The sequence below is a fragment of the Bacillus pumilus genome (genome assembly GCF_003431975.1).
GTDB classification, from domain to species: domain Bacteria; phylum Bacillota; class Bacilli; order Bacillales; family Bacillaceae; genus Bacillus; species Bacillus pumilus_N.
Genome location: NZ_CP027116.1, coordinates 708,106 through 726,072 on the forward strand (window position 1 = coordinate 708,106; position 17,967 = coordinate 726,072).

Sequence of the window (17,967 nt, forward strand, 5' to 3'; positions counted from 1 at the left end):
GAGTCATCTGCTAAAGGACAGATGACTCTTCACTTTTGTTATTTTGTTTCTTCTTCCAAGTGATCTTCCATTTTGGTAAATAGCTTCTTAGACGCTTTAGACGGTTTATTGGTCAAGAGGCTGACAATGATGGCAGTCAAACCACTCAAAATAAATCCGGGAACCATTTCGTACAAGCCAGTTGTATTATTCAAGCCGGTTGAGATCCATGTTAAAACAACCACTGCTCCTACAACCATTCCGGCTAGTGCACCGTGATGGTTCATTCGCTTCCAATATAGGCAGAGAAGGATGACTGGACCGAATGAAGATCCAAAACCTGCCCAAGCATAACCAACAAGATCAAGAATGGTATCACTTGGATTAAGGGAAAGACAAAGCGCGATAATGGCCACAACCAATACAGACATACGTCCGATCATCACCAGTTCTTTGTCTGACGCTTTTCTTCTAAAGAAAGTACGGTATAAATCCTCTGTCATTGCACTTGCAGTCACAAGAAGCTGTGACGATATCGAACTCATAATCGCAGCTAAAATGGCAGAGAGTAAAAATCCAGTAATATACGGATGGAATAACACTTTAGAAAACACAATAAAGATGGTTTCTGGGTCTGCTAAAGTCGTACTAGTTTCATGTACATAAGCGACACCGACTAATCCAACAGATAGCGAACCAATGACAGATACAATCATCCAGCTCATACCGATACGACGTGCTGGCTTTAAATCTTTTACAGTCGTAATCGCCATAAATCGAACAATGATGTGCGGCTGTCCAAAGTAACCAAGCCCCCATGCTAAGAAGGAAATAATGCCAATGACGCTCGTTCCTCTGAATATATCAAGCAATTTCGGATCAATTTGTTGAATATCTTGATATGTGGCCATTGGACCACCTAATTGAGTAAAGGCAACGATCGGCACGAGCACTAATGCTAAAAACATAATGGCCCCTTGAACAAAATCAGTTAAACTAACTGCCAAAAAGCCGCCGAATAAAGTGTATAAGATCACGATACTAGAGGTTAAAATTAAACCAAACATATAATTGGCACCAAATGCAGATTCGAATAAACGTCCGCCAGATACCATACCTGATGAAGTGTACAGTGTAAAGAAAATCATAATAATGACAGCTGAGACAGCTTTTAATAAAGTAGAAGAATCTTTAAACCGTTTATCAAAAAAGTCAGGAATGGTGATCGCATCATCAGCAACCTCTGTATACGATCGTAAGCGAGGAGCTAAAAATAGATAATTCAAGTAAGCCCCACTAATCAAACCAACAGCAAGCCATCCTGACGAAAGCCCTGTTGTATACATTGCGCCTGGAAGCCCCATGAGCATCCAGCCGCTCATATCTGAAGCGCCAGCAGATAGAGCTGTCACGTAAGGACCTAGCCCGCGTCCACCTAACATATAATCATTCAAGTCATTTGTTTTTCTAAATGCATACCAGCCGATGACCAGCATTCCAATAAAATAAATAGATAGAGAAATTCCAATCTCAATACTCATGTTTCCATATCACCTTTTTCGTATTAATTTGACATCACCTCATTCGAAATATACACAGAACATCCGCATCGTCTGTCTGCTCACTACTATGGTTACTTAACCTATCAGAGTATTCCCTGCTGATCAACCTTCTTAAACCTCTTTCTCACATAAAAAAATGCGTGAATGATTGATAAGAATCTATATGTAAGCGCTACCAAAAACATTTAAAAGAAAAAATTTTCTGAAAAATAAACAATTCCTGATACTAACGATTTTCATCCTTTCTAGTGTTAAAAGGTCATTGGGTGAAAGGCTCCCTTCTCATGCCTTCGCAAAGTTGCTTTAGAACAGTAAAATTTGATATGATAAAGTGTATATGACTTATGATCATGACTACGAACACGTATCATTTTGGAGGTGAACCTGCATGTCAAGAATTTCAATAGAAGAAGTAAAGCATGTTGCACATTTGGCACGGCTTGCGATTACAGAAGAAGAAGCTGAGATGTTTACAGAACAGCTTGATAGCATCATTTCATTTGCAGAGCAGTTAAACGAGGTAGATACGGAAAACGTTGAACCAACAACACACGTATTAAAAATGAAAAACGTCATGAGAGAAGATGTTCCGAATAAAGGTCTTTCCATTGAGGCAGTCATCAAAAACGCGCCTGATCATAAAGACGGCTATATTCGTGTGCCATCAATTTTGGACTAAAGGAGGCCTGAGGCATGTCACTGTTTGACCACAAAATTTCTGAATTAAAAGAGCTTTTACATAAAAAGGAACTGTCTGTTTCTGATTTAGTGGACGAGTCTTATAAACGAATCAATGAAGTAGACGGGAAAGTACAAGCATTTCTTGCACTGGACGAAGAAAAGGCTCGTGCATATGCAAAGGAATTGGACGAGGCAGTTGGTGAAAAGGACGAGCTTGGTTTATTGTTCGGTATGCCAATCGGTGTGAAAGATAATATCGTGACAAAGGATTTACGTACAACAGCTTCTAGTAAAATCCTACAAAACTTTGATCCAATTTATGATGCAACGGTTGTGAATCGTTTGAGAGATGCGGAAGCCGTTACAATTGGTAAATTGAACATGGACGAATTCGCTATGGGATCTTCTACAGAGAACTCAGGCTACAAAGCAACGAAAAACCCATGGAATTTGAATACTGTTCCAGGTGGATCAAGTGGTGGATCAGCAGCATCTGTTGCAGCAGGTGAAGTGCCATTCTCACTTGGATCAGATACAGGTGGTTCCATTCGTCAGCCGGCATCTTTCTGCGGAGTTGTGGGTCTAAAGCCGACATATGGCCGTGTATCTAGATACGGTTTAATTGCATTTGCATCTTCATTAGATCAAATCGGACCGATTACACGTAACGTAGAAGACAACGCATATGTTCTTCAAGCGATTTCTGGCGTTGATCAAATGGATGCAACGAGTGCAAATGTCGACGTACCAGATTTTCTTTCTTCATTAACTGGAGACATTAAAGGCTTGAAAATTGCAGTGCCAAAAGAATACCTTGGAGAAGGTGTTGGCGAGGAAGCAAAAGAATCTGTTCTTAAAGCGTTAAAAGTATTAGAAGGACTTGGTGCAACATGGGAAGAGGTGTCTCTGCCGCATTCTAAATATGCGCTTGCGACTTACTACTTGCTGTCTTCTTCAGAAGCATCTGCGAACCTTGCGCGCTTTGACGGCATCCGCTATGGCTACCGTACAGATCATGCCGACAACTTGGTTGATTTATATAAAAATACACGTTCTGAAGGCTTTGGTAACGAAGTGAAAAGGCGCATCATGCTTGGCACATTCGCTCTTAGCTCAGGATATTATGATGCATACTATAAGAAGGCGCAAAAAGTCCGTACATTGATCAAAAAAGACTTTGAAGATGTTTTTGAAAAGTATGATGTCATTGTAGGTCCAACAACACCAACTCCTGCATTTAAGATTGGTGAAAAGACAAGCGATCCATTAACGATGTATGCAAACGATATTTTAACGATCCCTGTAAACCTTGCAGGCGTTCCTGGAATCAGTGTACCTTGTGGATTTGCCAACGGTCTTCCGTTAGGACTGCAAATCATCGGCAAGCACTTTGATGAAGGAACGGTTTACCGCGTGGCTCACGCTTTCGAGCAAGCAACAGATCATCATAAAGCAAAACCTGAACTGTAAGGGGTGAATCAGAATGAACTTTGAAACGGTAATTGGACTTGAAGTCCACGTTGAGCTAAAAACACAATCAAAAATTTTCTCCAGCTCGCCGACACCTTTTGGTGCAGCTGCCAACACGCAAACAAGCGTCATCGACCTTGGATATCCTGGCGTATTGCCAGTATTGAACAAAGAAGCAGTGAACTTTGCGATGAAAGCGGCCATGGCGCTGAACTGTGAGATCGCAACAGATACAAAATTTGACCGTAAAAACTACTTCTATCCTGATAACCCAAAGGCGTATCAAATTTCTCAATTTGATAAACCGATCGGTGAGAACGGCTGGATTGAAATTGAAGTAGAAGGTAAAACAAAACGAATCGGTATTACGCGTCTTCATTTGGAAGAGGATGCTGGAAAACTGACGCATACAGGCGACGGTTATTCACTTGTCGATTTCAACCGTCAAGGCACACCGCTTGTTGAAATCGTTTCTGAGCCAGACATTCGGACACCAGAAGAAGCGTATGCGTACTTAGAAAAACTAAAATCTATTATTCAATATACCGGCGTTTCTGACTGTAAGATGGAAGAAGGCTCGCTTCGCTGTGACGCCAATATTTCTCTTCGTCCGATTGGCCGTGAAGAGTTTGGAACGAAAACAGAGCTTAAGAACTTGAACTCGTTTGCTTTCGTACAAAAGGGCCTAGAATTCGAAGAGAAACGTCAAGAGCAAGTATTGCTTTCTGGCGGCTTGATCGAGCAGGAAACGCGCCGCTATGACGAAGCGTCTAAAAAGACGATCCTGATGCGCGTCAAAGAGGGCTCTGATGATTACCGCTACTTCCCAGAACCAGATTTGGTGGAGCTGTACATTGATGACGAGTGGAAAGAACGCGTAAGAGCATCGATTCCAGAGCTTCCAGACGAGCGCCGTAAACGCTACATTGATGAGCTTGGACTTCCTGCATATGATGCTATGGTACTGACGCTGACAAAGGAAATGTCTGATTTCTTTGAAGCGACCATTTCAGAAGGTGCAGAAGCGAAGCAAGCTTCAAACTGGCTGATGGGTGAAGTATCTGCCTACTTAAACTCTGCTCAAAAAGAGCTGGAAGATACAAAGCTAACGCCGCAAGGCCTTGCTGGTATGATCAGGCTTATTGAAAAAGGAACGATTTCTTCTAAAATTGCTAAAAAGGTATTCAAAGAGCTGATTGAAAATGGGGGAGACGCAGAAACAATCGTTAAAGAAAAAGGACTTGTCCAAATTTCTGACGAAGGTGCGCTGCTCAAACTTGTCACTGAAGCACTTGATAACAACCCGCAATCTATTGATGACTTTAAAAATGGAAAAGACCGCGCGATTGGTTTCTTAGTCGGACAAATCATGAAGGCATCGAAGGGACAAGCGAACCCGCCGATGGTCAACAAGATTCTCCTAGAAGAAATCAAAAAACGCTAAATAGCAAAAACCGCCTTATGGTAGAGGCGGTTTTTTTGTTGGTGGACGTGGCAGGGTCTTACTATAGATTCAGACCACCGCCGTATATCAATTTTGAGATTCATTTCTTATAATGAAGCATAAGCGAAAGTGCACATTCGAAGGGGATAAAGGTGAACTAAATCGAAAAATAGCACGTAATGTTATGGAAGAAACAGCTTCAATTGTTCTACTACTCTTATGACAGCAGGCTCCTCACACTTTTCTAAATTTGTCAGCATCCCTTGAATGACTGGTTTACGAGGCTCAGCTTTCGCCAGTTCTTCTTCAATGACTTCAATGGATACAAGGGTATCATCGGAAAGCAGATGCTCAAGTTTTATTAAACGAAGCTCCTCTTGAAGGGAAGCCGCACTCGGCGCTTCATCGTCCCAAATGGCTTGCTTCAGGATCGGCTTCGTCTGAGAACGAAGCATCCCGTGGACCAAATCATCAAACCGTTCGAGTATAAAGGAAGAGAGCTCATCAAATGATAATTGCATCTGATCTTGTAAAAGCAAGACCTGCACATACGATTGGATGATACCTTGGATCATGACTGACAGGTCAGTTATGTAGGGTTCGATCTCCTGTCCATAAGTGGTCAAGATGGAAATTTGAATTTCATCATGCATTTGTTTCTTCACAGTTTTTGAATATTTTTTAATTTGCTGGTTTTCCGGAATAATGTTCTCGCTGAGGATCAAAATGATAAAATCCTTGTTCTCGGCAAAATGCTGGAACTGTTCAGCGATTTGTTTCTGAAAGATATCTCTCGGCGCGAGATGCTGATTCTCTTTTCGAATCGTTTCAATACTTTGCATAGACGTGTCGATATAATATTCAAACGCTCGGTTGAAAAGCTGTTCTTTTGATTTGAAATGTAAATAAAATGCGCCTTTTGATATTCCGCACTCATCTGCAATTTCCTGAATGGTCGTAGAAGAAAAACCTTTTTTCGCAAACAATTGGATGCTTGCTTTAATGATTTTTTCTTTTTTTTCGTTCATGAAATAAGGCCCCTTCAGCTTTAGAATGTTACGTCAAACGCAAGTGAAATGGTTGACGGCATTGTATATCACCGTTTATTATGATATAGAATGACCAGTCAGTCAATACATAAAGGAAAATGGAGGACATAATGAATTCGATCATCAATTTTGTATTAAAGAATAAGTTCGCTGTATGGCTCATGACGATTATCGTAACAGTTGCTGGTCTATATGCCGGATTGAACATGAAACAAGAATCAATCCCGAATATCAACACTCCAGTCATTACGGTTTCTACAACGTATCCTGGCGCAACGCCGGACGAAGTATCAGATAAGGTGACCGATCCAATAGAGAAGTCTATTCAAAACCTCAACGGAGTCAATGTGGTCACATCCAACTCATTTGAAAATGCCTCATCAATTCAAGTCGAGTACGATTACAGCAAAGACATGGATGAAGCAAAGAAGGAAATTGAAGATGCGATTAGCAATATCAATTTTCCGGAAAATGCAGAAAAACCAAAAATCGCACGCTTTAGCATCAACGCGATTCCAATTTTAGCTCTTAGTGTCTCTGGTGATAAAGAATCACTAGAAGACCTTACTCAAAAAGTAGAAGAAGACCTTGTTCCTTCACTTGAAGGCTTAGATGGTGTCTCTTCCGTAGAAGCTTCAGGACAGCAAATCAAAGAAGTGGAATTTTCTTTTAAACAAAAGAAATTAAAAGAATATGGTTTAGATGAAGAAACTGTCCAAAACATGATCAAAGGCTCTGATGTCAATGTACCATTAGGTCTATACACATTCGGCAACAATCAAAAATCAGTTGTCGTGGACGGCAATATTTTAAGCGTCAAAGATTTGAAAAATATGCGAATCCCTGTCACACCAAGTGCAAGCGGCAGTGCGGGAAGCGCTGGAGCTGGAGCACCATCTAGCGGCTCTCAAAACCCAGGTGCGCAAGGTGCGGAGCAGCAGGCTGGAAATGCAAGTCAGCAGCAAGCAGCAGCTCAGCAGCAAACTGGTGGAGGTGCAGCAAGCAGTCAATCTGTAGAGCTGCCGACGATCAAGCTTTCTGAAATTGCGGATATTAAAGTCGTAAAAGATGCAGAATCGATTTCTAGAACAAATGGAAAAGACAGCATCGGTCTGCAAATTGTCAAAGGGTCTGATGCCAACACTGTGAGTGTGGCAGAAGAAGTGACGAAAGAGCTTGAGAAATTCAAAAAAGACAACAAAGGATTCAAAGTAAGTACGACATATGATCAAGCTGAGCCGATTAAAGAGTCTGTCAGCACAATGCTAAACAAGGCAATCATCGGAGCAATCTTTGCGATCATTATCATCCTATTGTTCCTTCGAGATATCAAATCAACATTAATTTCGGTCATCTCCATTCCGTTATCACTGTTGATTGCTGTTTTATTATTAAATCAGCTGGATATTACATTAAATATCATGACACTTGGTGCCATGACCGTCGCCATTGGGCGTGTGGTCGATGACTCGATTGTGGTCATAGAAAATATCTATCGACGAATGGCATTAAAGGATGAACCGTTAAAAGGCAAAGCACTCGTCAGAGAAGCCACAAAAGAAATGTTTATCCCGATCATGTCTTCGACGATTGTCACAATTGCGGTATTCTTACCATTAGCATTAGTAGGCGGAATGATCGGTGAACTATTCATTCCATTTGCCCTGACGATTGTGTTTGCTTTACTTGCTTCACTGCTTGTGGCCATTACGATTGTTCCAATGATGGCACACAGTCTATTTAAAAAGAACCTGTACGGCACAGCGAAAAAAGTGAAAGAACATAAACCAAGCAAACTTGCTGGTGGTTATCGACGTGTACTCAATTGGACACTGAACCATAAATGGATCACATCAGGAATTGCGGTTCTTATGCTCGTTGGAAGCTTATTCTTAGCACCACTTGTCGGTGTCAGCTTCTTACCGCAGGAAGCAGACAAAACGGCAATGGTGACTTACACTCCAGAGCCTGGACAAACGAGAGAACAAGCAATTGATGAAACGAAAAAGGCAGAAGAATACTTAATGAAACGTGACCATGTCAATACAGTTCAATATTCATTAGGCTCTTCAAATGCGCTGACAGCAAGTGTTGGTGGAAACTCTAACGGTGCATTATTCTTCGTACAATACGACGAGGACACACCAAACTTTGATAAAGAAAAAGATAAAGTGGTCAAAGCCCTGCAAGACAAAGCGACTAAAGGGGAATGGAAATCACAAGACTTCTCATCTGCTGGCGCAAGCAATACGGTAACGTACTATGTCTACGGTGACAAAGTCAGCGATATTGAAGGCACAGTAAAAGATGTGGAAAACATCTTAAAAGATGAGAAAAACTTAAAAAATGTCAGCACAAGCTTATCTGAGAAATACGACGAATATACGTTTAATGCAGATCAAGAAAAACTGGCGAAGCTGGGTCTAACTGCTTCACAAATCGCTCAAGCGATTGCCCCTCAAAATAGTGAAACAACACTAACGAAAGTCACAGAGGACGGCAAAGAACTTGATGTGAAGCTTCAAACCGAAAAAGACGAATATAAGAGCAAAAAAGATTTAGAAAATAAAAAGATCACAACACCAACAGGACAACAAGTCCGAATTGGCGATGTCGTAAAAGTAAAAGACGGTACGACAGCAAATACGGTGACAAAACGTGATGGGAAAATCTACGCAGAAGTGTCTGGTGACATGACAACAGACAACGTCTCAAGTGTAACGCAGGATGTTCAGAAGAAAGTTGACAAGCTTGATGTAAAGTCTGGCGTAAAGATTGACACAGGCGGCGTAAGTGCGGATATTGAGGAATCCTTTACACAGCTTGGGCTTGCCATGCTTGCAGCGATTGCCATTGTGTATCTCGTTCTCGTCATTACATTTGGCGGAGGGCTTGCACCATTTGCGATTCTGTTCTCACTTCCATTTACGATTATTGGTGCACTCGTTGGACTGTTTGTAGCAAAAGAAACCATCAGCTTAAATGCCATGATTGGATTGCTGATGTTGATTGGGATCGTTGTCACAAATGCCATCGTCTTGATTGACCGCGTCATTCATAAAGAAAAAGAAGGTCTTTCAACAAGAGAAGCATTGCTTGAAGCAGGAACAATAAGATTACGTCCAATCTTAATGACTGCCCTTGCGACGATCGGTGCACTGCTGCCACTCGCATTAGGATTTGAAGGCGGAAGCCAGATCGTATCAAAAGGACTTGGGGTGACCGTGATCGGCGGTTTAACAAGTTCTACACTTCTCACATTGGTCATCGTACCAATCGTGTATGAAATTTTAAGCAAATTCAGACGTAAGAATAAGTACGCTGAAGAAGAATAAGAGGAAGCCCCGCTCATTGGCGGGGTTTTCAGCATGTAGACAAACCTTCGCATTCGTTGTCAGTCCTGTGCGCTGGTGCTCAAGAATGTCAAATTCGCTCCGCGCCAGTGCTCGCCCTTCCTAGACTGCAAAGGTTTTCTATCACGCTGTAAAGAAGAAAAAGGGCTGAAAAAAATCATTTCAGCCCTTTTTCAATTATTTGAAATCTGACACGCAGCTTTTCTCATAAGCTTTTCAAAGGCGTGGAAAAAGGCATCACGATCGACATGGTCAATCACTTGTATTGATTTTCCATCTGGGTGTTCTTCAGTGCGTCCTTGCTTTGGCGTCTCGGTATAAGCGATCGCATTTACTTCTTTTGAACGGGTAAATGATGTAGAAGCAAGAGTGATCGTTGTCAGCACGTCCCATAAGTAATAAGTCGAATTCGTTTCATGATGAATGAGCGGTGGACAAAAGGCGTAGCACTGCCCAATAAAATCAATTCCAATGTGAGAACGAAGGGAAGCCCAGCGCTGTCGCACATCGAGTGTAAGCGGGACTTGGTTCGTGCTTTCAAGCGCGACCATTTCAATAGGGAAGTGTTCCTTGAAGACAGTACTGACTGCATAAGGATCCCAAAATGCATTCCATTCGGCTGTCCCATCATGCTCGGGTTCCTCAACATTGCCTTTTTCAAGAAACGTACCACCCATCCACACCAATTTTTCAATTTTATTAGAAATTGAAGGATCTTCTTCTAAAGCGCGAGCAAGGTCTGTGAGCGGACCTGTAAAGAGCAGCGTGACAGGTTCTGTTGCCATTTTAACTGTTTCAATTAAATGAAGGTGTGCTGGAAGCTTCGATATTTTTGTATCAACAGTCCCTTTTTCATTTAAAATCGGCAGGGCGTCTACATAAAAAGCATGCATACGCCATTCCTTTGGAAAGGGATTGACACCTCTAGAATTTGAAGCAGCGATTTCAATTTCATATGGGCTAAATCGATCAATGATTTTTTGAGATGAACTGAGAGCAGGCTCTAAATAACAATCAGCAGGAATTACAGACGTACCAATTACTTTTAAATGTTCCATTTGAAGGAGAAGAAATAAAGAGACGAGGTCGTCAACACCGCCATCATGGTTGAAATAGACAGGCTTTTTCATCGTATACCATCCTTTTCAGTGTTTTCTTTTATCTTATCAGAATGCTTATCTGTTCAGGGAGATGTGCGTGAGATTTCTAATATTAGGGTGTTGTTCTGTTGCCATTTTCAAATCTCATAGTATAATTAAAGGTTGTTAGTGGTGAAAATAGATTGCATAATGAATATAGGATGATGATGAATGAAACGTGCTCGAATTATATACAATCCGACATCTGGGCGTGAACTCTTCAAGAAGAATTTACCGCAGGTTTTGCAAAAATTTGAACAAGCTGGCTATGAAACATCTTGTCATGCAACGACATGTGCAGGAGATGCGACAGAAGCAGCTGAAAAAGCTGCACAGAGAGATTTTGATCTAATTGTAGCAGCAGGTGGCGACGGCACGATCAATGAAGTCGTCAACGGACTAGCACCGCTTGAAAAAAGACCGAAACTCGGAATTATTCCAGTTGGAACAACAAATGACTTCGCAAGAGCACTTGGAATTCCACGAGAAGGTGTTTTAAAAGCGACAGATGCCATTATAGAGGGTGTAGCGAAGCCGCTTGATATCGGTAAAGTCAATGGCCATTATTTTATTAATATTGCTGGCGGCGGTCGGTTAACAGAGCTCACTTATGAAGTGCCTAGTAAGCTGAAGACAATGCTTGGACAGCTTGCTTATTATTTAAAAGGCATGGAGATGCTTCCTTCTATCCGCCCGACAGAAGTCGAAATTGAATATGACGGCAAATTGTTTCATGGAGAAATCATGCTGTTTCTTGTTTCACTCACAAACTCAGTAGGCGGCTTTGAAAAGCTAGCGCCAGATTCCATTTTAGATGATGGAATGTTTGACCTGATTATTTTAAAGAAGGTCAACCTAGCAGAAGCCATTCGAGTAGTTAGCCTTGCACTACGAGGCGAGCATATTCATGATAACAATGTCATCTACGCAAAAGCGAACCGCGTAAAAGTAGATGTAAAAGATAAAATGCAATTGAATTTAGATGGCGAATACGGCGGCATGCTGCCAGGTGAATTTGAAAACCTGTATCGTCATATAGAATTTATTGTGCCAAAAGCAACAGCTGAAAAAATAGGGTAGAGATTGAACTTGGTTCCTTATGGCACCAAGTTTTTCTTTGCAAATGAGGTGATAAAATTGGTGAAAATGAAACCGCCTGTTGAAAAAAATGAATACTACAATGTAACCTTCGAAGACTTAACGCACGAAGGTGCAGGTGTAGCGAAGATTGAAGGATTCCCTGTCTTTGTACCGAATGCCCTTCCTGACGAACAAGGGAAAATCAAAGTCACACGTGTCAAAAAAGGATTTGCTTTTGGACGACTCATGGAGCTGACAAAGGAAAGTCAGCATAGGCAAGATGCGCCATGTCCTATCTACAAGCAGTGCGGCGGCTGTCAAATACAGCATATGAGCTATGAAGGCCAGCTGCTATTTAAACAGAAACAAGTAAAGGACGTTTTAGAGCGGATCGGCAAGCTTGATATGAGCCGTGTAAAAGTTCATCCTGTACTCGGCATGGAAGACCCTTGGAATTATCGAAACAAAGCACAAGTTCCAGTTGGCGAACGGGAAGGCGGACTTGTTGCAGGATTTTATCAGCAGCGTACCCATGAAATCATTGATATGGAAAAATGTTTGATCCAGCAGTCAGAAAATGACGAAGTGGTACAGGCAGTAAAAGACATATGCAATGCGTTTGGCATCAAAGCATATAACGAAGAGCGGCACAAAGGCTGGCTGCGCCATGTCATGGTACGCTACGGCATTGCAACAGGTGAAATGATGGTTGTGTTTGTTACTAGAACGGCTGACTTTCCGCAAAAGCAGCAAGTGATTGAGCAGATTATAGCACGCTTCCCACACGTTCGGTCAATTGTGCAAAACGTGAATTCAAAGAAAACAAATGTCATTTTCGGAGACGAAACAACCGTTTTATGGGGTGAAGAATACATTTATGACACAATTGGCGACATCAAATTTGCCATTTCAGCCCGCTCATTTTATCAAGTGAATCCAGCTCAAACAAAGGTTCTTTATGATAAAGCCCTTGAATATGCCGAGCTACAAGGAGAAGAAACCGTGATCGATGCGTATTGCGGAATCGGTACGATTTCCTTATTTCTCGCACAAAAAGCAGGCAGAGTATATGGCGTAGAAATTGTGCCAGAAGCAATTGAAGACGCAAAACGCAACGCTGCCTTAAACGGAATCAACAACGTCGAATTCGCAGTCGGCGAAGCAGAAACCGTTATCCCAAACTGGTACAAAGAAGGCATCAAAGCAGATACGCTTGTCGTTGATCCGCCAAGAAAAGGCTGCGACGAAGCATTGCTTGACACCATGTTAAAGATGAAACCAAACCGAGTTGTTTATGTATCCTGTAATCCGGGGACGCTAGCTCGTGATTTGCGTATTCTTGAAGATAGTGGGTATGTGACGGAGGAAGTACAGCCTGTGGATATGTTTCCGCATACGGCGCATGTGGAGTGCGTGGCAAGTCTTGTGATTAATCAGTAAGGTATTGAGAGACATCCCGATTTCGTGAAAAATATCGATATCGGGATATTTTTATTTTTGTTTGTTCAATCTGCTTCAAAAAATGATAATTGGCAGTGGAATTAATATTTTCACTCGCGAATCATTACCAAATGTCCTTTTTTGCAATTTTGCCTAGTTCATATTAAAGTATATAATGATAAAAATTGCAGAATGACTTTATAGAAGGACATGCCCTTTAGGCGCTATGTCATGAGAGGAATTGGATGAAAGATGAGTAAAAATTTCTGGCGTGATTTACCGCGGCCATTTTTTATATTAGCACCAATGGAAGAAGTGACAGATGTTGTGTTTCGTCATGTTGTGAGTGAGGCGGCGAGACCAGATGTGTTTTTTACAGAGTTTACGAACAGTGAGAGCTATTGCCATCCTGATGGGATTCAAAGTGTGAAGGGGCGTTTAACGTTTACAGAGGATGAGCAGCCGATTGTTGCTCATATTTGGGGAGACAAGCCTGAGAACTTTAGACAGATGAGCATTGGGATGGCGGAGTTAGGATTTCAGGGGCTTGATATTAATATGGGCTGTCCTGTTCCGAATGTCACGCAAAACGGGAAGGGCAGTGGCTTGATTCTTCGCCCAGACGTTGCCGCAGAACTGATTCAAGCTGCAAAAGCTGGGGGATTACCTGTTAGCGTCAAAACAAGACTTGGTTTTACAGAGGTTGATGAATGGCACGATTGGCTCAGACACATTTTGGAGCAAGACATTGTGAACTTATCGATCCACCTTCGGACTAGAAAGGAAATGAGCCAGGTAGATGCGCATTGGGAGCTCATTCCTGAGATTATAAAACTTCGTGATAAAGTAGCACCTGATACGCTTTTGACGATCAATGGTGATATTCCTGATCGTCAAACGGGCTTAAAGCTCGCTGAGCAGTATGGAGTGGACGGAGTGATGATTGGGCGCGGGATTTTCCATAACCCATTTGCTTTTGAAAAAGAGCCTAAGGAGCATACGAGTGATGAACTGCTAGGTCTTTTAAGATTGCATCTTGATCTTCATGATCAATACTCATCACTAGGCCTGCGACCATTCAAAGCACTGCATCGTTTCTTTAAGATTTATGTAAAAGGATTCCGAGGAGCGAGTTTCCTAAGAAATCAATTAATGAACACATCATCAACAGATGAAGTGCGTGCAATGCTGGATGAATTTGAAGCGAGAAATCAAGAACAATTATGACCAACAAGAGGAGGGGGAGCCCTTCTCTTTTTTATTAAATAGGACTATTAAACTAGTTCGCTTAAATGGTAAAATGAGATAGAAATAACAATTGGAGGTATTTTATTTGAAATCATTTTGGGATAAAGACATAGAAAGTGAAGAAACATTTAAGAAAATCAACGAGCAAGGCATTGCAAAAGCGGAAAAGAAGCTGGGCGTCATACTGCCGGATACATATAAAAAACTTATCCTTGAACAAAATGGCGGTTATACCCTGCATAACGCTTTTCCAACGGATCAGCCGAATGGATGGGCAGAGGATCATGTGTCATTTGATCATTTAAGAGGAATTGCTAAAAATGAAGGCATCATGGATAGTGACTATTTAATAGAAGAATGGGAATTGCCTGAGGGGCTTGTTCTCATTTGTGGAGATGGACATACGTGGATTGCGTTGGATTATAGAGAAACAAAGGAGCATCCACCGGTTCATTACTTTGATTTAGAATATGAGACAGATTTCAAATTAGCGGATTCGTTTGATGAATTGCTTGCTGGGCATTATACTGCAGAAGATAGCGAAGAATATGGGATGTCAGATGAAGAGTGGCAGGCTGAATATGAAAAGCAGAATCCGCCATTATCAAAAGAAGAAGTGAAAGAGATCTTCTTAACCAAAGACCCTGAACAGCTTTCAAAAATCGGGAATTTCCAAGTGGAACAAATTGATGATATCAAGTGGATTTTTTCTGAAGTAGAAACATGTATGGATACCCTTCAGGACGAAGAAATGTTAACGACTGCTGGCTGGGCAATCAATACGATTTTTATAATGAATGACGAAATGATTAAACAGCATGCTGATGTTGTCGAGAATGCACGTCGTTTTGCGAAGCATTTGAGTCATTCGAAAATAGAGGAAATGCACGACATTGCCTTTAATATATCAATCGCATTGGAATTTGATTTAGAGGAGTAAGTATCTATCATTCTAAAAAAGACCCCCTCACCAAAAGGGGGTCACATTTCCTTTACTCCGCACTCTCCTCAACCTCACGGCTATCTTCTGTTTCACCAATATAAATAGGGCCGTTTGCGTGGTCGATTCGGATTGGCCATTCATATGGGACTTGCAGGCGTCTTGCGATGGCTCTCCAAAACTTGGCAGAATCAAATTCTAGTTCTTGAAAGTCTTTAAGCAATTCTTTATAGGAAGATCCATCAAATTGAATGTACGAGTCTTGCAGGCGCATAAAGGCATAATGTCTCACTTCTAATGCTGCCGCAGCTTCCATTTCTTCTTCTGTTGCTTCCCCAATGATTGTTCCTGCGGGCGGAAGCATGTCGTATACATTAAATTCCTCTTCTTCCTCGTGTGCTGCATTGTGCTGTTGATCTGACATTTCTCTTCACTCCTTCTAGTCTTCGTCAAAATTTTATTCGTGCTTATCTCTATTATCGGAAGGAAATGAGAAATGTGGAATGAAAAAGAAGATAGAACCATAACACTTGCTTTTTCTTCTTGAATCTTTTATGATGAATTACAGATATAAAAGATCTATAATAGATAGAAAGGGAATCATCTGATGAAATATTCTAAAGCGACCAACTATGCGCTGCATACGATGGTGTTTTTAACTCTTGCACCAAAGGGGAAAGCAATTGGCGTTGAGCCTCTCGCCAAGATGCAAGACCTTTCAGCCACCTATTTATCCAAAATTTTAACAAAGCTTGTGAAGGCAGGATTGATTGAATCAACACCTGGCGCAAAAGGTGGTTACACCATTCTGAAAAAGAAGGAGGACATTTCATTTTTAGACGTCATTCAGGCGGTAGAAGGTCAAACCAATTTATTTCGTTGTTCTCTAGAACATGATTCTTTCATGCCGCATGATGGCTGTTTGATTGAACAAGCCATGCAGGATGTTGAAACGAAAATGCAGGAAACACTAAGTCAAAAGCGGTTAGTTGATATTGCAAGCCAAATTGAGCAGACAAAAAAGAATCCATTTTACAACATGTGATTTTTTTTGAATCTATTATAGATATTAAGAGTCTTTAAAATCTTTGATAAAAAGGGGAGATTTATATGTTATTAGATTGTGCCATTATTGGAGGCGGGCCAGCCGGATTAAGTGCAGCACTTGTTGTGGGACGGGGCAGAAAACAGGTCATTGTATTCGATGACGAGATGCCAAGAAATCAAGTGACTCAGGAATCACATGGATTTATTACAAACGACGGAATGGCTCCGTTTGAGATCAGAAAAGCGGGAGAGGCAGATCTTCAAAAATACCCAAATATCCAAATGAAGCGAAGCAGAATTGTTGAGATACAAAAAAATGAGGGCAACTTTACGTTACTGACACAAGAGGGAGAAAGATATGAAGCGAAGAAAATCATATTGGCAACAGGACTTCAAGATATATTGCCAGAGATTAAAGGAATTCATGATGTGTATGGAAAGACGGTGTTTAGCTGTCCTTTCTGCGATGGCTGGGAGCTAAAGGACAAGCCGCTTGCCCTGATTGCAGAAAATCAGCGCACCCTGCATATGGCTAAACTTCTTTCCAATTGGACAAAGGATTTGATCGTGTTTACGAATGGACAGAAAGTGTTAGCTGAAGAGGAGAAGGCACTGCTAACAGCACATTCTATTCAAGTCATTGATGTACCGATTGTGTCAATTGATCATGAAAATGGACAGCTGCACTCTCTTCACCTTGCGAATGGGGAAACGGTGAAAAGAGGAGGCGGATTTGTCGCAAGTGATTTCAAGCAGTCCACTCCATTTGCTGAAAAACTTGGCTGCCAAATGACGACAAATGGGGGCATTGAAACAGATATTCTTGGACGTACAACTGTTAGCGGTGTTTTTGCATGCGGTGACAATTTAGGTGGTCCTGCTCAGCTTGTCCTGGCAGCCGCCGCCGGCAGTCAGGCAGGAATGGGCGTCATCCATGAACTTGTGCAAGAGGAATTTCAAGAAAAAACACCTCTATAAAAAGAGATGTTCAGCGATGAACGGTTTTCCGTTTTGTTAAGACGTGAGCAGTCCATTCAAAAAGTGCGTAAATCACAAAAAAGATCAGAAGCCAGCTGCTGGCATCAACCCATACATTGGTGATTTGAATGATGTTCACTTGATCCAGTCCCGCCTGTATCCACATGGTGATCAGAGCTGTAAGGAATACTTGTAGAAACCATTTTGATTTTTTCAATTGGTCACACCTCCATCTCTTTCCATCATATAAGAAATGACAGTTTATTTCCAATTGTTTTCCTGTCAGTTTCAACGGTAAAATAAGAAATAAAACCAATGAAAGGAAGGCAAATGAGCCATCAAACCAATAGATTTTTAAAACATCATTTTCCTGATCTTATCCTCACGCCGCCTCTTTTTTATGGGTGGCCTTTTGGGCTTCGCTTTGAAGTGGCAGATTGGTCATTAGGAGAAAAATCAGTTGTATTAGAAAAAGCGGGGATCGTGCTTTAGACATTGTCAGATATGCTTTTGATCCAGAAGACGATATGTTGATCAGCTGTTTGCAGGTAAATAAG

At 41.5% G+C, this 17,967-nt stretch carries 16 protein-coding genes; 11 read left to right on the top strand and 5 right to left on the bottom strand.

Going from position 1 to position 17,967, the window contains the following annotated elements; translation table 11 throughout:
- Positions 1 to 38: 38 nt before the first annotated feature.
- Positions 39 to 1,520, bottom strand: a complete 1,482-nt coding sequence (putP, locus tag C5695_RS03385) for a sodium/proline symporter PutP (RefSeq protein WP_117729174.1) — start codon at positions 1,518 to 1,520, stop codon at positions 39 to 41.
- A 409-nt stretch (positions 1,521 to 1,929) separates the two neighbouring features.
- Between putP and gatC the strand changes: the two genes are divergently transcribed.
- The 3 genes from gatC to gatB are packed head-to-tail and all read left to right on the top strand — an operon-like array spanning position 1,930 to position 5,136.
- Positions 1,930 to 2,220: an Asp-tRNA(Asn)/Glu-tRNA(Gln) amidotransferase subunit GatC gene (gene gatC, locus C5695_RS03390; RefSeq protein WP_003213898.1), complete on the top strand. Its 291-nt coding sequence runs from the start codon at positions 1,930 to 1,932 to the stop codon at positions 2,218 to 2,220.
- A gap of 14 nt (positions 2,221 to 2,234) precedes the next feature.
- On the top strand, positions 2,235 to 3,692 hold the full coding sequence (gene gatA / locus C5695_RS03395; protein ID WP_117729176.1) for an Asp-tRNA(Asn)/Glu-tRNA(Gln) amidotransferase subunit GatA: 1,458 nt from the start codon (positions 2,235 to 2,237) through the stop codon (positions 3,690 to 3,692).
- A 13-nt stretch (positions 3,693 to 3,705) separates the two neighbouring features.
- Positions 3,706 to 5,136 carry an Asp-tRNA(Asn)/Glu-tRNA(Gln) amidotransferase subunit GatB gene (gene gatB, locus C5695_RS03400; protein WP_117729178.1) on the top strand — a complete coding sequence of 477 codons (1,431 nt, stop codon included), beginning with the start codon at positions 3,706 to 3,708 and terminating at the stop codon, positions 5,134 to 5,136.
- A 182-nt stretch (positions 5,137 to 5,318) separates the two neighbouring features.
- Here gatB and C5695_RS03405 read toward each other — a convergent pair whose 3' ends face one another.
- Entirely contained in the window at positions 5,319 to 6,164 is an 846-nt protein-coding gene (locus C5695_RS03405) for a TetR/AcrR family transcriptional regulator (RefSeq protein ID WP_117729180.1), read from the bottom strand.
- 131 nt (positions 6,165 to 6,295) lie between these two features.
- On the opposite strand from C5695_RS03405, the gene C5695_RS03410 reads away from it, so the two are divergent.
- Complete coding sequence (locus tag C5695_RS03410) at positions 6,296 to 9,520, top strand: efflux RND transporter permease subunit (protein ID WP_117729182.1); 3,225 nt, start codon at positions 6,296 to 6,298, stop codon at positions 9,518 to 9,520.
- Positions 9,521 to 9,711: 191 nt separating this feature from the next.
- On the opposite strand, the gene C5695_RS03415 is transcribed toward C5695_RS03410, so the two are convergent.
- Positions 9,712 to 10,668 carry a nucleoside hydrolase gene (locus tag C5695_RS03415; protein WP_117729185.1) on the bottom strand — a complete coding sequence of 319 codons (957 nt, stop codon included), beginning with the start codon at positions 10,666 to 10,668 and terminating at the stop codon, positions 9,712 to 9,714.
- A gap of 180 nt (positions 10,669 to 10,848) precedes the next feature.
- Here C5695_RS03415 and C5695_RS03420 point away from each other — a divergent pair, with 180 nt between their 5' ends.
- The 4 genes from C5695_RS03420 (at position 10,849) to C5695_RS03435 (ending at position 15,385) form a co-directional block, all read left to right on the top strand.
- Positions 10,849 to 11,757, top strand: coding sequence for a diacylglycerol kinase (locus tag C5695_RS03420; protein ID WP_117729187.1), 909 nt, complete (start codon positions 10,849 to 10,851; stop codon positions 11,755 to 11,757).
- 60 nt (positions 11,758 to 11,817) lie between these two features.
- Entirely contained in the window at positions 11,818 to 13,197 is a 1,380-nt protein-coding gene (rlmD, locus tag C5695_RS03425) for a 23S rRNA (uracil(1939)-C(5))-methyltransferase RlmD (RefSeq protein WP_117732995.1), read from the top strand.
- Between the two features lie 252 nt (positions 13,198 to 13,449).
- Positions 13,450 to 14,424, top strand: a complete 975-nt coding sequence (locus C5695_RS03430) for a tRNA dihydrouridine synthase (RefSeq protein ID WP_117729189.1) — start codon at positions 13,450 to 13,452, stop codon at positions 14,422 to 14,424.
- 106 nt (positions 14,425 to 14,530) lie between these two features.
- A complete protein-coding gene (locus C5695_RS03435) occupies positions 14,531 to 15,385 on the top strand; it encodes an SMI1/KNR4 family protein (protein WP_117729192.1) in 855 nt (284 codons plus the stop codon).
- Between the two features lie 52 nt (positions 15,386 to 15,437).
- On the opposite strand, the gene C5695_RS03440 is transcribed toward C5695_RS03435, so the two are convergent.
- Positions 15,438 to 15,809 carry a hypothetical protein gene (locus C5695_RS03440; protein WP_024718616.1) on the bottom strand — a complete coding sequence of 124 codons (372 nt, stop codon included), beginning with the start codon at positions 15,807 to 15,809 and terminating at the stop codon, positions 15,438 to 15,440.
- Between the two features lie 183 nt (positions 15,810 to 15,992).
- Between C5695_RS03440 and C5695_RS03445 the strand changes: the two genes are divergently transcribed.
- A complete protein-coding gene (locus tag C5695_RS03445) occupies positions 15,993 to 16,430 on the top strand; it encodes an Rrf2 family transcriptional regulator (protein ID WP_117729194.1) in 438 nt (145 codons plus the stop codon).
- A 65-nt stretch (positions 16,431 to 16,495) separates the two neighbouring features.
- Entirely contained in the window at positions 16,496 to 17,410 is a 915-nt protein-coding gene (locus tag C5695_RS03450; protein ID WP_117729196.1) for an NAD(P)/FAD-dependent oxidoreductase, read from the top strand.
- A 10-nt stretch (positions 17,411 to 17,420) separates the two neighbouring features.
- On the opposite strand, the gene C5695_RS03455 is transcribed toward C5695_RS03450, so the two are convergent.
- Complete coding sequence (locus tag C5695_RS03455) at positions 17,421 to 17,627, bottom strand: hypothetical protein (protein ID WP_117729199.1); 207 nt, start codon at positions 17,625 to 17,627, stop codon at positions 17,421 to 17,423.
- A gap of 113 nt (positions 17,628 to 17,740) precedes the next feature.
- Between C5695_RS03455 and C5695_RS03460 the strand changes: the two genes are divergently transcribed.
- Positions 17,741 to 17,902, top strand: a complete 162-nt coding sequence (locus C5695_RS03460) for a DUF3885 domain-containing protein (RefSeq protein ID WP_233230799.1) — start codon at positions 17,741 to 17,743, stop codon at positions 17,900 to 17,902.
- Positions 17,903 to 17,967 lie beyond the last annotated feature (65 nt).